We start from the raw sequence: 13,458 nt of genomic DNA, 5'->3' as shown, positions 1-13,458 counted from the left end.
ATGCATTGAATGCAAGTGCATTTAATTCCCTTGCAACAAAACCCGGGGCCTCTGCTACCGTGCCGTCATGGCAGCGAACAAGTCCGAACGCGCGCTCGTGGACGAGTGGCGTGACGTCCTCGCCCTGCACGCCCGCACGACCTGTGAGCTCGACCGGGCGCTCCACTCGTACGGGATCGGCGCCAGCGACTTCGAGGTCCTCGACGTCCTGGCCGAGGGTGCGACCGCGGAAGGCCCCGCCGCCTGGCGCGTCCAGGAACTCGCCGGCCGCGTCCACCTCAGCCAGAGCGCCCTGTCCCGGCTCGTCGCCCGCCTGGAGAAGGACGGCCTGGTCCTGCGGGGGATGTGCGCCGAGGACCGGCGCGGCGTCCAGGTGAAACTCACCGAGAAGGGCATCGCCCGCCACGCCGAGACGCAGCCGATCCAGCGCGAAGTGCTGACGAGAATGCTCGACAGCACCCCCTGAGGATCCGGGGATTGTCAGTGCCGCGTGCAAGGCTCCTGTGCGACATCGACGATCAGGACGCAAGGGGTACGGCATGAGCACGAAGACCGGCGGAACGTTCGACCTCACCTCCTTCGAACCGGAGGTGCTCGACGAAGGCCCGGGTGCCCCGCTCGGCCGCGTACGGATCACCAAGGCCTTCCAGGGCGGCCTGACCGGGACCAGCACCGTCAACATGCTGTCGGTGGCCGACGTCGAGGGCAGCCCCGTCGCCTATGTCGCCGTGGAGCGCTTCACGGGCGAACTGGACGGCCGCAAGGGCTCCTTCGTCCTCCAGCACAGCGCGCCCGGCAGCAACGGCGAGAAGCTGGTGGTCCGCGTGGTCCGGGGAACGGGCTCCGGCGACCTCGCGGGGATCACGGGTGACCTGGAGATCACTCGGTCCGAGGACGGCGGCCACTCCTACGTCCTGGAGTACCAGCTGGCCTGACGCCCCGACGCCCAGGCCGCCCGGTGGTCAGCTCCAGGTGATCGCCGAGGTGTCCCGCCACAGCCGGGCGAGGTCCTCGTCGCCGGTCAGCGTCACCGCGCTGACCGGCAGCCGGTTCCACAGCGTCAAGTACAGGCGGTCGACGGGTCCGCTCAGCTCCGTGTCCGCGGCGGCATCCGCGCCCCGCTCGGTCCGGGGCGGATCGGTGGGCGACAGGTGGACGGTCCAGACGTCACCCGTGTCCGTGGCGCGCACCCGCAGGGTGCGGGGCTCCGGGGTGCGTACACGGCTGCGGTCGCGCGCGTGGAAGGCGCGGAACAGTTCGTCGATGCCGTCGGCGGCGACCGCCGGGTCCACCGGCCCCGGCCCGCCCGGGAGGGTGGACTCGGCGTCGGCGCGGTGGACGGTCGTCTCGTGGGTCTGCCGCCGGGCCCAGAAGGCCAGCGGGGAGGGCGCCGGCAGGAAGGCCCAGCACTCCAGCGTGTCGGGCGCCGCGCGCAGGGCGGCGACAAGACGCGCGTGCCCCTCGCGGAAGTGGGCCAGCAACTCCTCCCCGTCCAGGGCCGTCTCCCCTTCCCCCGGGTGGTACGCGGTGCGCGCCTCGGCCACGAAGGCCGTCGCCCAGCGGTGCACCATGGCCGTGTGCCGCAGGAGGTCCCGGACCCGCCACCCCGGGCAGGTCGGCACCTCGGCGTCGAGCCCGGCCTCGGCGGCCGCGTCCGCGAGGCCACGGCCGGCCGCTTCCAGCGCCTCGATGTACTCGGTGGTCTTCAGGGTGTCCATGGGGCGGATTCTGACACCCCGGGTCAACCCTCCTGGCTCGCACCCGCGTTGCGCGCCCCGTACCCCATGGCCGCCGCGCCGCCCGCGAGCACGGCGACGGTCGTGAGGGCCACCGGCAGGGAGAACCAGTCGGCGAGGAAGCCGATCGTGGGCGGGCCGAGGAGCATGCCGCCGTAGCCGAGGGTGGAGGCCGTCGCCACGCCGCCGGGGCCGGCGATCGCGCCGGCGCGGGCCACGGCGACGGGGAAGATGTTGGCGAGGCCGAGGCCGGTGACGGCGAAGCCGAGGAGCGTGGCCCAGACGCTCGGCGCGAGCGAGCCGAGCAGCATCCCCAGGGCGGCGACGGCACCGCCGGTGACCAGGGTGCGGGTCTGGCCGAGGCGTTCGAGCAGCGCGGTGCCGGAGAGGCGCCCCGCGGTCATGGTCAGCGCGAAGACGGAGTACCCCGCGGCGGCCACCCCGGGATGGGCCTGGAGGTCCTGGGTGAGGTGGAGAGCCCCCCAGTCCGCCAGCGCGCCTTCTCCGTACGCCGTGCAGAGCGCGATGACACCGAAGACGAGCACCGTACGGCGCCCGCCGGAGCGCCCGGAGGCGGAAGCCGCCGGAAGGGTTTCGGGGAGGACGGGGGAGGGGTGCCGCAGGAGCACGGGCCCGGCGGCAGCGGTCAGGAGAAGGCCGACCACGGTGAGGCCGAGGAGGTGGCTGGTCGGGGACAGGCTCCCGGCGAGCAGCCCGCCCAGGCCCGCGCCGAGCATGCCCCCCAGGCTGAACGCGGCGTGGAAGCTCGGCATCACGGGCCGTCGCAGCGCGGCCACGAGATCCACGGCGGCGCTGTTCATGGCGACGTTGATCCCGCCGTACGCGGCGCCGAAGACGAGCAGGATGAGACCGAGCGCGAGCGGGGACCGGGTGAGCGCGGGAAGGGCGACCGACAGGGACAGGAGAACGCCCGTGGCGACCGTCACGGCGTGGGAGCCGTACCGACGGCAGAGCCGGCCGGTCAGCGTCATCGTGATCACGGCGCCCGCGGACACCCCGAGGAGGGCGAGGCCGAGGTCGCCGGCCGAAGCGCCGGTCTGCTGCTTGACGGCGGGGATCCGGACGACCCAGCCGGCGAACAGGAAGCCGTCGAGGGCGAAGAAGAGGGTCAGGGCGGAGCGGAGGCGGGACAGGGAGCGGGTGGCGGTGTCTCCGCCGGAACCCCCCGATACGGCCGTCCGTACTTTGTTTAGTAGCGGCACAAACTCAGGATAGGGCCGACCGGCAGCGGCAATCAAGCGTGCCTCCCGCACCGGGCCTCCGCGGCCCACCCCGGCCCGGGGGCCACCCCACGGGCCCGATCATGGGAGACTCACCCCCATGAACGGCAAGGCGACGACGACCCGGACACGGCTGGACAGGGGGCGTAACGCGCTCGGCCCCGCGCTGGAACTGGTGCACACCGGCAGGGCCCCGACCCGGGCCGTCCTCACGGCGGAACTCGGCGTCACCCGAGCCACGGCCGGCGCCGTCGCGGCCGAGCTGGAGGCCCTCGGCCTGATCCGCGTCGACTCCAACCCCGGCGCCGCCGCGGGCTCCCAGGGCCGCCCCTCGCACCGCCTCGCCGTCGACGAGAAGGGCCCCGTCGCGCTCGCCGCGCAGGTCCACGCGGACGGCTTCCGCGCCGCTCTCGTCGGCCTCGGCGGCACCATCGTGGCCACGGCACCCGGCTGCGTCACGGTCTCGGCCGACCCCGCCCAGGTCCTCGGCGCCGTGGTCGACGCGGGCGCCGCGCTCCTGGCGGAGAGCGGCCGCCGCTGCGTGGGGGCAGGACTCGCCGCGCCCTCCGCCGTCGCCGAACCCGAGGGGACGGCCCTCAATCCGCTGCACCTCGCCTGGCCGGCCGGGGCTCCGGTGCGGGAGATCTTCGCCGAGCGGGTACGGGCCGCCGGCATCGAGGGCCCCGCCTTCACCGGCAACGACGTGAACCTCGCCGCGCTCGCCGAGCACCGCCACGGCGCGGGGCGCGGCGCGCGGGACCTGCTCTGCGTGGCGACGGGCCACCGGGGTGTCGGCGGGGCACTGGTCCTCGATGGCCGCCTCCACACCGGCAGTTCGGGCCTGGCCCTGGAGGTCGGCCACCTCACGGTGAACCCCGAGGGCCGCCCCTGCCACTGCGGCAGCCGCGGCTGCCTGGACGTCGAGACGGACCCGCTCGCGTTCCTCACGGCGGCGGGCCGGATCCCGGGCCCGGAGGTCTCCCTGCTCCAGCAGTCCCGTGACCTGCTCCGCACGAGCCCCGACGACCCCGGTGTCCGGGTGGCGGTGGGAGAGTTGATCGACCGCCTGGGCCTGGGCCTCGCGGGCCTGGTGAACATCCTCAACCCGGACCGGATCATCCTCGGCGGCCTCCACCGCGAACTCCTGGACGCGGACCCCGAGCGGCTCCGCGCGGTGGTCGCGGACCGCAGCCTGTGGGGCCGCAGCGGCGGGGTGCCGATCCTCCCCTGCACCCTGGACCACAACAGTCTGGTGGGCGCGGCCGAACTGGCCTGGCAGCCCGTACTGGACGACCCGCTGGCGGCCCTGAGCCGCGAGGCGGCCTGACGGAGGACCCCGCACACGTTCCGTACCCCGGCACCCGGTTGCGGTTCGTACCACGAACTAATATCGTTCGTGGTGCGAACTTCGGCATGCCCTGGGGGAAGGACGAGACAATGACCGAACGACAGGTGGTCTTCGGATTCGGCGCGCACAGCGGCTTCGAGGACGCCCCCGAACTGCTGCGCCGCGTACGGCAGGCGGACGGGGACGGGCTGGACCTCTTCTCGTTGTCGGACCACCCGTACCTCGGCGGGCGCCTGGACGCGTACGCCTCCCTGGGCTTCCTCCTGGGCCGTACGACGCGGATCGCGGGCTTCGCCAACGTCACCAACCTGCCGACCCGCCCGGCCCCGGTGCTCGCGCGGACGGTCACGACGCTGTCGGCGCTCAGCGACGGCAGGGTCGTGCTGGGCATGGGCGCGGGCGGACTGTGGGACCGGATCGCCGACATGGGCGTGCCGAAGCTCTCGCCGGGCGAGGCCGTCGAGGCCTTCGAGGAGGCCATCGTCCTGATCAAGAAGCTGTCGGGCGGGGGCCCGCCGGTCACGTACGAGGGCCGGCACCACCGGGTGCGCGACCTGGAGACCACGCCCGTCGCGGCCCCGCCGGTGTGGACCGGCTCGAACGGCCGCAAGTCCCTGGCCGCGACCGGCAGGGTGGCGGACGGCTGGATCCCCGGCCACGCGGCGGACTGGCTGAGCGAGCGGTACCGGACGTCGCGGCCGGTCATCGACGAGGCGGCGGAGTCGGTGGGGCGCGACCCGCGGGAGATCCGGACGGTCTACAACCTCCCGGGCCGCATCACGGACCGGCCCCTGGCGGCCACGCGGGACGCGGAAGGGCGCTGGATCGGGGGTTCGGCCGAGCAGTGGGTGGAGGAACTGACCGGAGCGGTGCTGGACCACGACGCCTCGGGGTTCATCCTGTTCTCGCCGGGCGGCGGCGCGCAGGACGTCGACGCGCTGGCCCGCTGGGGCGGTGAGATCGTCCCGGCGGTGCGCGAGGCACTGGCGAAGGAGAGCGCCTGACAGGGGGCTTGGAGCGGGCGCAGGTCCGGGCCTGACAAGGGGCCTGGAGCCTCTGTGGGAAACCGGGTGCGCGCGGTTGACGGGACGCCGTACTGTTCGTCTTCATGATCACTTCTGATTCCGCGGCCGAACTCCCCCCGCGCCTCGGCAGCCTCACCTTCCACGGACCCCTCTCCGAGTCCCGCGCCGCCCGCATGATCGAGCGGCTCGCGGCCACCGCGCCCGCCGATGTGCTCGACATCGGCTGCGGCTGGGGCGAGTTGCTCCTGCGCGTCCTTGAGGCGGCCCCGGCCGCGAAGGGCGCCGGGATCGACATCAACGCCGAGGACCTGGCCCGCGGTCGGGCGCTCGCCGAGGAGCGCGGGCTCGCGGACCGCGTGACCTTCGTCGAGGAGTCGGCGCTCGGCACGGACCGAGGGCCGGTGGACGCGGTCCTCTGCCTCGGGTCGAGCCAGGCACTCTGCGACCCCGAGCTGCCGTACGACCCCGCGGCCGTCCTGCGCGAACTGCGCCGCCTCGTCCGGCCCGGCGGGCGGGTCGTTCTCGGCGAGGGCTTCTGGGAGCGCACGCCGACCGAGCAGGAGCTCGCCGGGATGTGGCCCGGCGCGAGCACCGACGATCACTTCCCCCTCGGGGGCCTCGTCGACCTCGCCATCGAGGCCGGGTTCCGGCCCGCGTGGATCGAGACGGCGAGCGCCGAGGAGTGGGAGGAGTTCGAGTCCGGCTACCGGTACGACACCGAGGTCTGGCTCGCCGCGAACCCCGACCACCCGCTCGCCGCCGAGACGCGCGAGCGCGTCGACCGCCAGCGCTCCAGCTGGCTGAAGGGCTACCGGGGCGTCCTCGGCATCGCGTACCTCACCCTCGTCGCCGTGGCGTAGGACGACCGCCTCACCACTGCCGCCCGGCGCCGAGCTCCGCTCGCCCCGGCGCCGACAGACGCAGCACCTGGAAGCGCTCGCCCTCGTCGGCGGGCGCTTCCTCGCCCGCCCACAGGGTGAAGGCGAGCAGCTCCCAGTGGCGCGGGTCCACCGCGAGGGCGGAGGCCACCACCCCGTCCCGCCGCGCCTCGAGCGCGTGCCGGGCCACCGCGTCCGCCACGGCCTCGCCCGGCGGGACCCCCTCTCCGAGCGGGGTCCTGCGGCGCGTCGCGGCACCCGGCGCCGACGCGGCCGCCGGCCCCTCCTCGTACGACAGGCCCGTCCAGTGCTGCACCACCGGCCGGCCGAAGTCGTCGACGATGCCCTGGAATCCGGGCCCCCAGAGGAAGGAGTTCATGCCCTCGGGGGAGGCCCACAGATAGAACGGCGCGTACTGGTTCACGGGAGAGCCGGCCTCCCGCTCCCGGATCAGGTACGCCTTCAGGCCGAGCCCGGGGAAGGCGTCGAGCAGATGGCCCCTGGTCGCCACCCGCTTGCGGATGATCTCCATGTCGTAGTCGGCGGGCAGGGTGATCTCGTACTGCATCGCGTGCACGGGAAGGACTCCGATTCTCCGGGAGGGGGTCAGCCGGCGAGCAGGGCGAGCAGACCGCGTACGGCGGTGTCGAAGGGCGCGCGCGAACCCGTCGCGCGGGCGAGCACGTACCCGCCCTGTACGGTCGCGAGGATCGTCGCCGCGATCTCCTCCGGATCGAGACCGCCGCTCAACTCGCCGCATTCCAGGCCCTCCTGGACGACCTCGGCGAGCCGGGCGCGCACCCGGCCGAGCACCTCCTCGACGGGCGCGCGCAGCTCCGGGTCGGCGATGACCTCCGGGTCCATGGTCAGCCGCCCCACCGGGCAGCCGCGCAGGACGTCGCGCTCGCGCAGCAGGTACGCCTCGACGCGGGCGTACGCCGAACCCGTGCCGCCCAGGACCGCCTCGGCCGCCGCGCCCAGCTCCTCGGCCGAGCGCCGGATCGCGGCGAGCGCCAGGTCCTGCTTGCCGACGAAGTGGTGGTACATGCTGCCCTGGCCCGCGCCCGCCGCCTGCTGGACGGCCTTGGGGCTGGTGCCGACGTAGCCGCGCTCCCACAGCAGCTCGCGGGTCGCCTCGATCAGCCGCTCGGACGTGTTCGTGCTCATGACGGCACTGTACATACCAGTAGGTACAGAGGGGAAGGAGCTTCCGGCCGGAGACGTACTCCCCCCGTCGTACGCCAGGAGCCGCTGCCCGTACGACGACCCGGACCCCCTCACGGAGGGAGCCTCGAACCACGGACAACACACCGAGGAGCTGAACCCTCATGAACACACTCGCCCACGCGGGCCCCGGCCCGTGGATCCTCTTCTTCCCCCTCGTCTGGGCAGCGGTCGTCATCGGGATCGTCACCGTCGCCCGCCGGGCCGGGTGGCGCCGCGGCCGCCCGTGGAGTGCCCCCGGGCCCGACGAGAACTCGCCCCTCTCCCTGCTCGGCCACCGCTTCGCGGCCGGCGAGATCGACGAGGACGAGTACTGGCGGCGCCTGAGCGTCCTGGAGGAGCAGTTCGGCCGGGCCGCGAACCCCAAGGGGCGCCGGACATGACCACCCCCGCCCCGCTCCCCGCCGCCCGCGTCGTCGACGCCGTCAAGGTCTACGGGCGCGGCGACACCGAGGTCAGGGCCCTGGACGGGGTGAGCGTCGACTTCCCCGCCGGCCGCTTCACCGCCGTCATGGGCCCCTCCGGCTCCGGCAAGTCCACCCTGATGCACTGCGCCGCCGGACTCGACACCCTCACCTCCGGCGCCGCCCTCGTCGGCGACACCGACCTGTCCACGCTCGACGACCGGCGCCTGACCCTGCTGCGCCGCGACCGGATCGGCTTCGTCTTCCAGGCCTTCAACCTGCTGCCGACCCTCACGGTCGCCGAGAACATCACCCTCCCGCTCGACCTCGCCGGACACCCCGTCGACCGGGAGCGCTTCGACCGGCTCGTCGACACCGTCGGTCTGCGCGACCGGCTCCACCACCGGCCGAGCGAACTCTCCGGCGGACAGCAGCAACGCGTCGCCGTCGCCCGGGCCTTCGCCGGCGACCCCGACGTCGTCTTCGCCGACGAACCCACCGGCAACCTCGACTCCCGCTCCGGCGAGGAGGTCCTCCGCCTGCTCGGCCGCACGGTCCGCGACACCGGTCGTACGGTCGTCATGGTCACCCACGACCCGGTCGCCGCCGCCCACGCCGACGAGGTGATCTTCCTCGCGGACGGCCGGCTGGTCGACCGCATGACCGGCCCCACGGCCGAGCTCGTCCTCGACCGGATGAAGGCCTTCGACACGGGCGTCACGACGGTCCACGGAGGCGCGCCATGAACACCCCCGCCACCCTCCGACTCGCCCGCTCCTCACTCCGCGCGCACCGGCGCCGCTTCCTCGGCACCTTCGCCGCCGTCCTCCTCGGCGTCGCCTTCCTCACCGGCACCCTCGTCATGGGCGACACCCTCCGCGCGAGCTTCGACTCGATGTTCACGAGCGCCACCCGGGGCACGGACGCCATCGTCCGCAGCTCCGTCACCGTGACCGCCGCCGGTGAGGCCCAGGGCACCCGCGGCCCCGTCGACGCGGACCTCGCCGAGCGCCTCGCCCGGGTGCCCGGGGTCGCCGCCGCCGCGCCCCGGATCGAGGGCGCGGGCCAGCTCCTCTCCGCCGACGGCAGCCCCGTCGGCGGCAAGGGCCCGCCCACCCTCGCCGGCAACTGGATCGCGGACCCGGCCCTCAACCCGTACCGCCTCGCGGAAGGCCGCGAGCCCGGCGCCCCCGGCGAGGCCGTCCTCAACCGGGGCGCGGCGAAGACGGCCGGTCTCGCCCTCGGCGACACCACCGTCCTGCGCACCCCCGACCCGGTGAGGATCACCGTCGTCGGCCTGGCCACCTTCGGCGGCGCGGACGGCATGGGGCAGGTCACCTGGACCGGTCTCACCCGCGCCGACGCCGAGGAGTACCTGACGGCGCGCCCGGGGGAGGCGACGAGCATCGCCGTACGCGCCGGACCCGGCGTCTCCCAGCAGGAGCTGGTCGCGGCGCTGACCCCGGCCCTGCCCGACGGCGTCGAGGCGATCACCGGACAGCAGGCCGCCGAGGAGAACACCGAGATGATCTCCGGCCGCTTCCTCGACCTCTTCACCACCTTCCTCCTCGTGTTCAGCGGGGTCGCCGTCCTCGTCTCCGTCTTCACCATCCACAACACGTTCGCCGTCCTCGTCGCCCAGCGGACCCGGGAGAACGCCCTGCTCCGCGCGATCGGCGCCGCCCGCCGGCAGGTCGTCACCGGCACCCTCGCCGAGGCCCTCGCCGTCGGACTGCTCGCCTCCCTCGCCGGGCTCCTCGCCGGGATCGGCGTGGCCGCCGGACTCCAGGCGCTGTTCCCCGCGATCGGCTTCCCGTTCCCCGAGGGCGACCTGATCGTCTCCGGCACCTCCCTCCTCCTGCCGCTCGGCATCGGGCTCGCGGTCTGCGCCGGCTCGGCGCTCCTGCCCGCGGTACGGGCCGGGCGCACCGCCCCGCTCGCCGCGCTCCGCGAGACGGACCTCGACGCCTCGGGCACCTCACGCCGCCGCGCGCTGACCGGCGGCGCCCTGCTCGCCACCGCCGTCGCCACGGTCCTCGCCGGTGTCCTCGGCACCCCCTCGCTGTGGCTCGCCGCGACCGGGGCGGCGCTGGCCCTCGCCGCGTTCGTGGTCCTCGGACCGCCCGCCGCCTCGCTCGCCGTACGGGTGCTCGGCCGCCCGCTGCGCGGGGTCAACCGGGGGCTCGCCCGCCGCAACGCCCTGCGCAGCCCGGCGCGTACGGCGGCGACGGCCACGGCCCTGATGATCGGGGTCGCCGTCGTCACCCTCTTCACGGTCTTCGGCGCCTCCCTCAAGGCGACCATGGACCGGACCGTCGACCGCTCCTTCGCCGGGGACGTGGCCATCGGCGCGCCCTCGTTCGGCGCGGGCGGCAGCGGGCTCAGCCCGCGCCTCGCCCCGGCGGTCGCCGCCCTGCCCGAGGTCGACACGGCCGTGGGCCTGGGGCGCGGCGTCGCGGAGGTCGACGGCCGGGGCAGCGCGCTCACGGTCACCGACCCGGCCGCGCTCGCCCGCACCCTGGATCTCGGGGAGGTACGGGGCTCCCTGAGCGGACTCGGTACGGACGGGCTGGCCGTCGCCGCCGACGAGGCCGCCGACTCCGGTCTGGCGCCCGGGCGGACCGCCGTCCTGACGTTCACCGACGGCAGCCGGCACACCTTCACGGTCCGCGCGGTGTACGAACGGGCCGACCTCGCGGGCGACTACCTCGTCACCCGGGAGGCCTGGGCCCCGCACCGCACCCAGGACGCCGACCGGCTGGTCGCCGTCTCCTTCGCGGAGGGTGTCGGCGCCGAGGAGGGCAAGGCGGCCGTGACGGAGGTCGCCGACCGGTACGGCCATCCGGAGGTGCAGACCCGGGAGGAGTACGCGGAGGCCTCGGCGAGCGGCATCGACATGATGCTCACCCTCGTCTACGCGCTCCTCGCGCTCGCGGTCCTGATCGCACTGCTCGGCATCGCGAACACGCTGACGCTCTCCGTCCACGAACGGACGCGGGAACTGGGCCTGTTGCGGGCCGTCGGCCAGACCCGGGCCCAGCTGCGGGCCATGGTCCGCTGGGAGTCCGTCCTGGTCGCCGCGTTCGGGACGGTCGGCGGGCTCCTCCTCGGCGGCTTCCTCGGCTGGGTCCTCGTCCGCGCCTCGGGCGACAGCGCCTTCGCGTTCGCCGTACCCGCGGCGCGGCTCGCGGTCGTGGCCCTGGTCGGTCTGGTGGCGGGGGCGGCGGCGGCCTGGAGGCCGGCCAGGCGGGCCGCCCGCCTGGAGGTCCTCAGGGCGATCGCGACGGAGTGACGGCCCGGACCCCGCAGACCCGTAGACCCGTCAGCCCGCTCGGCCCGCCAGGACCGGGCGGGCGACCGACGGGGCCGGTACCGGTTCGGCCGGGGAACTGAGCGGCACACCGGGGAGCCGGCTGTAGCCGACGCCCGCGAACGGGGCCTCGATCCTGACGCCGTACACGGCGCGCGCGCACTCCTCGACCGGGTCGCCGACGGGCGGCGCCGTGAGGGTGAACCACACGACCTTGCCGTCGACGCCGCACGGCCGGATGCCCCAGCTCTCGCTGACCGCGCCGACGATGGCGAGCCCCCGGCCGGAGGTCGCGAGCGCGTCGAGGTCGTCGACCGTGTCGAGGACGTCCACGTGGCAGACCTCGGGGAGGCGGGGATCGTGGTCCCGGACGGAGACGGTGAGCCGGTCGAGCAGCAGCTCGAGCTCGACCGTGCAGTGCTTGTCCGGCTGGGCGTGGCGGTGCACGTTCGTCAGAAGTTCCGTCACGCCGAGGACGGCCTGGTCGATCAAGGCGTCCAGCTGCCAATGTCGGAGATGGGCGGAGATGATGCGGCGGATCTGTCCGATCCGCGACGGCAGGGCCTGAAGCTCCACCGCGTAGTACCTGCTCGGCTCGCTGATCACGGCTGCGACTCCCCGAAGTGGTCCGGAAGAAGACGAAGATTCGGATCTGTCATGCGGTACAGAAGGGGCGGTGACCTGATCGCAGCGTCACCACCGCTGAACCCTCAGTGAGGTGGGTTCCAGCCTGGACCAGCCGTGACCGCCCCGCAACTCGCCGCGAGCCGTCGCAGCTCAGGACCGTCCCGCGGCCCGCTTCAGCGCGGCGAGGAACCGCCCCGACGCCGCCGCGTCCCCGCCGTCACGGCCGCGCTCGCGGTCGCCGTCGGAGTGCAGGGTCAGCCGGTACCGGGTGCCGTTCACGGTCGCCACCGTCTCGTCCGCCTTCGCGAACCACGGCCGCCCCGCCCGTACCGCCGAGACCGGCGCACTGTCGATCTCGCTGCCGTAACTCGTGAGGAGCGCGAGGCGGCCGTCCTCGATCCGCACCTCGCCCGCGCGCGTCAACGAGCGCGGCCAGCGTGCGATCCGTACACCCCTGGCGCTGAACTCGGGCTCCGCCATGCCGATCCGCCCCTTTCACCCGGTTGCCGTACCCAGTGTGCCGGGCCCTCGCCGCCCGCACCAGTAGCCCTGCGGAAGGGCTTCCACAAGGCAGGCCTATGGATCGTCAAAGGGAACGTTTGCCCAGGTGAGAGCGGTATTGTCGGTGCTGGGGGACCCGCGAGGCGACACGAGGAGAGCGACGGATGAGCACCACCCACGAGACTGCGGCCGCGGCGGCGGTCACCGTCGACGTCGACCGCAGCGACGCGACGTACCGGTCCTGGCTGAAGGAGGCCGTGCGCAAGGTCCAGGCCGACGCCAACCGCTCCGCCGACACCCACCTGCTGCGCTTCCCCCTCCCCGAGCAGTGGGGCATCGACCTCTACCTCAAGGACGAGTCGACGCACCCCACCGGCAGCCTCAAGCACCGCCTCGCCCGCTCCCTGTTCCTGTACGGGCTCTGCAACGGCTGGATCCGCCCCGGAAAGCCCGTCATCGAGGCGTCCAGCGGCTCGACCGCCGTCTCCGAGGCGTACTTCGCGAAGCTCATCGGCGTCCCCTTCATCGCCGTCATGCCCCGCACGACCAGCCCCGAGAAGTGCCGGCTCATCGAGTTCCACGGCGGGCAGTGCCACTTCGTCGACGACTCGCGCACGATGTACGAGGAGGCCGCGGCCCTCGCCGAGCGCACCGGCGGCCACTACATGGACCAGTTCACCTACGCGGAGCGGGCCACCGACTGGCGCGGCAACAACAACATCGCCGAATCGATGTACCAGCAGCTGAGGCTGGAGCGGTACCCGGAGCCCGCCTGGATCGTCGCCACCGCCGGCACCGGCGGTACGTCGGCGACGATCGCCCGCTACGTCCACTACATGCAGCACGACACCCGGATCTGTGTCGCCGACCCCGAGAACTCCTGTTTCTTCGACGGCTGGACGCACCACGACCCGCACGCCACCGCCGACTGCGGTTCGCGCATCGAGGGCATCGGCCGGCCCCGCATGGAGCCCAGCTTCGTGCCCGGCGCCGTCGACCGCATGATGAAGGTCCCCGACGCGGCGAGCGTCGCCGCCGTCCGCGCCCTGGAGACCGCGATCGGCCGCACGGCCGGCGGCTCCACCGGGACCGGCCTGTGGAGCGCCTTCAAGATCGTGGCCGAGATGGTCGCCCACGGCCGCACCGGCAGCGTCGTCACCCTGA

General features: G+C 74.0%; 15 protein-coding genes. 9 read left to right on the top strand and 6 right to left on the bottom strand.

Annotation, left to right across the window (positions count from 1 at the left end; genetic code table 11):
- Positions 1-67: 67 nt before the first annotated feature.
- Together ACWGN5_RS01835 and ACWGN5_RS01830 are read left to right on the top strand one after the other, a co-directional pair.
- Complete coding sequence (locus ACWGN5_RS01835) at positions 68-466, top strand: MarR family winged helix-turn-helix transcriptional regulator (RefSeq protein ID WP_453510641.1); 399 nt, start codon at positions 68-70, stop codon at positions 464-466.
- A 73-nt stretch (positions 467-539) separates the two neighbouring features.
- On the top strand, positions 540-935 hold the full coding sequence (locus ACWGN5_RS01830; RefSeq protein WP_453510640.1) for a DUF3224 domain-containing protein: 396 nt from the start codon (positions 540-542) through the stop codon (positions 933-935).
- 27 nt (positions 936-962) lie between these two features.
- Here ACWGN5_RS01830 and ACWGN5_RS01825 read toward each other — a convergent pair whose 3' ends face one another.
- A complete protein-coding gene (locus ACWGN5_RS01825; RefSeq protein ID WP_453510872.1) occupies positions 963-1,709 on the bottom strand; it encodes a maleylpyruvate isomerase family mycothiol-dependent enzyme in 747 nt (248 codons plus the stop codon).
- A gap of 32 nt (positions 1,710-1,741) precedes the next feature.
- A complete protein-coding gene (locus tag ACWGN5_RS01820) occupies positions 1,742-2,959 on the bottom strand; it encodes an MFS transporter (protein WP_453510639.1) in 1,218 nt (405 codons plus the stop codon).
- Positions 2,960-3,077: 118 nt separating this feature from the next.
- Between ACWGN5_RS01820 and ACWGN5_RS01815 the strand changes: the two genes are divergently transcribed.
- From ACWGN5_RS01815 to ACWGN5_RS01805, 3 genes are all read left to right on the top strand, one after another.
- Positions 3,078-4,304 (top strand): ROK family protein, encoded by a 1,227-nt coding sequence (locus tag ACWGN5_RS01815; protein WP_453510638.1) that lies wholly within the window; start codon positions 3,078-3,080, stop codon positions 4,302-4,304.
- Positions 4,305-4,414: 110 nt separating this feature from the next.
- Positions 4,415-5,329: an LLM class flavin-dependent oxidoreductase gene (locus ACWGN5_RS01810; protein WP_453510637.1), complete on the top strand. Its 915-nt coding sequence runs from the start codon at positions 4,415-4,417 to the stop codon at positions 5,327-5,329.
- Between the two features lie 104 nt (positions 5,330-5,433).
- The gene (locus ACWGN5_RS01805; protein ID WP_453510636.1) at positions 5,434-6,210 is read left to right on the top strand and encodes an SAM-dependent methyltransferase; all 777 of its coding nucleotides are present in this window, start codon (positions 5,434-5,436) and stop codon (positions 6,208-6,210) included.
- A gap of 10 nt (positions 6,211-6,220) precedes the next feature.
- Here ACWGN5_RS01805 and ACWGN5_RS01800 read toward each other — a convergent pair whose 3' ends face one another.
- Both ACWGN5_RS01800 and ACWGN5_RS01795 read right to left on the bottom strand, forming a co-directional pair.
- A complete protein-coding gene (locus ACWGN5_RS01800) occupies positions 6,221-6,805 on the bottom strand; it encodes a DUF4865 family protein (RefSeq protein ID WP_453510635.1) in 585 nt (194 codons plus the stop codon).
- Between the two features lie 29 nt (positions 6,806-6,834).
- On the bottom strand, positions 6,835-7,410 hold the full coding sequence (locus ACWGN5_RS01795; protein ID WP_453510634.1) for a TetR/AcrR family transcriptional regulator: 576 nt from the start codon (positions 7,408-7,410) through the stop codon (positions 6,835-6,837).
- Positions 7,411-7,556: 146 nt separating this feature from the next.
- On the opposite strand from ACWGN5_RS01795, the gene ACWGN5_RS01790 reads away from it, so the two are divergent.
- Genes ACWGN5_RS01790 through ACWGN5_RS01780 form a run of 3 tightly spaced genes read left to right on the top strand, consistent with a single transcriptional unit; the run spans position 7,557 to position 11,148 of the window.
- A complete protein-coding gene (locus ACWGN5_RS01790) occupies positions 7,557-7,835 on the top strand; it encodes an SHOCT domain-containing protein (RefSeq protein ID WP_453510633.1) in 279 nt (92 codons plus the stop codon).
- On the top strand, positions 7,832-8,602 hold the full coding sequence (locus tag ACWGN5_RS01785) for an ABC transporter ATP-binding protein (protein WP_453510632.1): 771 nt from the start codon (positions 7,832-7,834) through the stop codon (positions 8,600-8,602). Before ACWGN5_RS01790 ends, ACWGN5_RS01785 begins: the two co-directional genes overlap by 4 nt.
- The gene (locus ACWGN5_RS01780; RefSeq protein ID WP_453510631.1) at positions 8,599-11,148 is read left to right on the top strand and encodes an FtsX-like permease family protein; all 2,550 of its coding nucleotides are present in this window, start codon (positions 8,599-8,601) and stop codon (positions 11,146-11,148) included. Before ACWGN5_RS01785 ends, ACWGN5_RS01780 begins: the two co-directional genes overlap by 4 nt.
- A gap of 30 nt (positions 11,149-11,178) precedes the next feature.
- On the opposite strand, the gene ACWGN5_RS01775 is transcribed toward ACWGN5_RS01780, so the two are convergent.
- Positions 11,179-11,772: an ATP-binding protein gene (locus tag ACWGN5_RS01775; protein WP_453510630.1), complete on the bottom strand. Its 594-nt coding sequence runs from the start codon at positions 11,770-11,772 to the stop codon at positions 11,179-11,181.
- Between the two features lie 171 nt (positions 11,773-11,943).
- The gene (locus tag ACWGN5_RS01770) at positions 11,944-12,273 is read right to left on the bottom strand and encodes a hypothetical protein (protein ID WP_453510629.1); all 330 of its coding nucleotides are present in this window, start codon (positions 12,271-12,273) and stop codon (positions 11,944-11,946) included.
- 185 nt (positions 12,274-12,458) lie between these two features.
- Between ACWGN5_RS01770 and ACWGN5_RS01765 the strand changes: the two genes are divergently transcribed.
- A partial coding sequence (locus tag ACWGN5_RS01765) for a PLP-dependent cysteine synthase family protein (protein WP_453510628.1) occupies positions 12,459-13,458 on the top strand: 1,000 nt, incomplete at its 3' end.

The sequence above is a fragment of the Streptomyces sp. NPDC055815 genome (assembly GCF_053616475.1).
The sequence above is the reverse complement of the archived record's forward strand: the minus strand, read 5'-3'. Positions and strand labels throughout refer to the sequence as shown.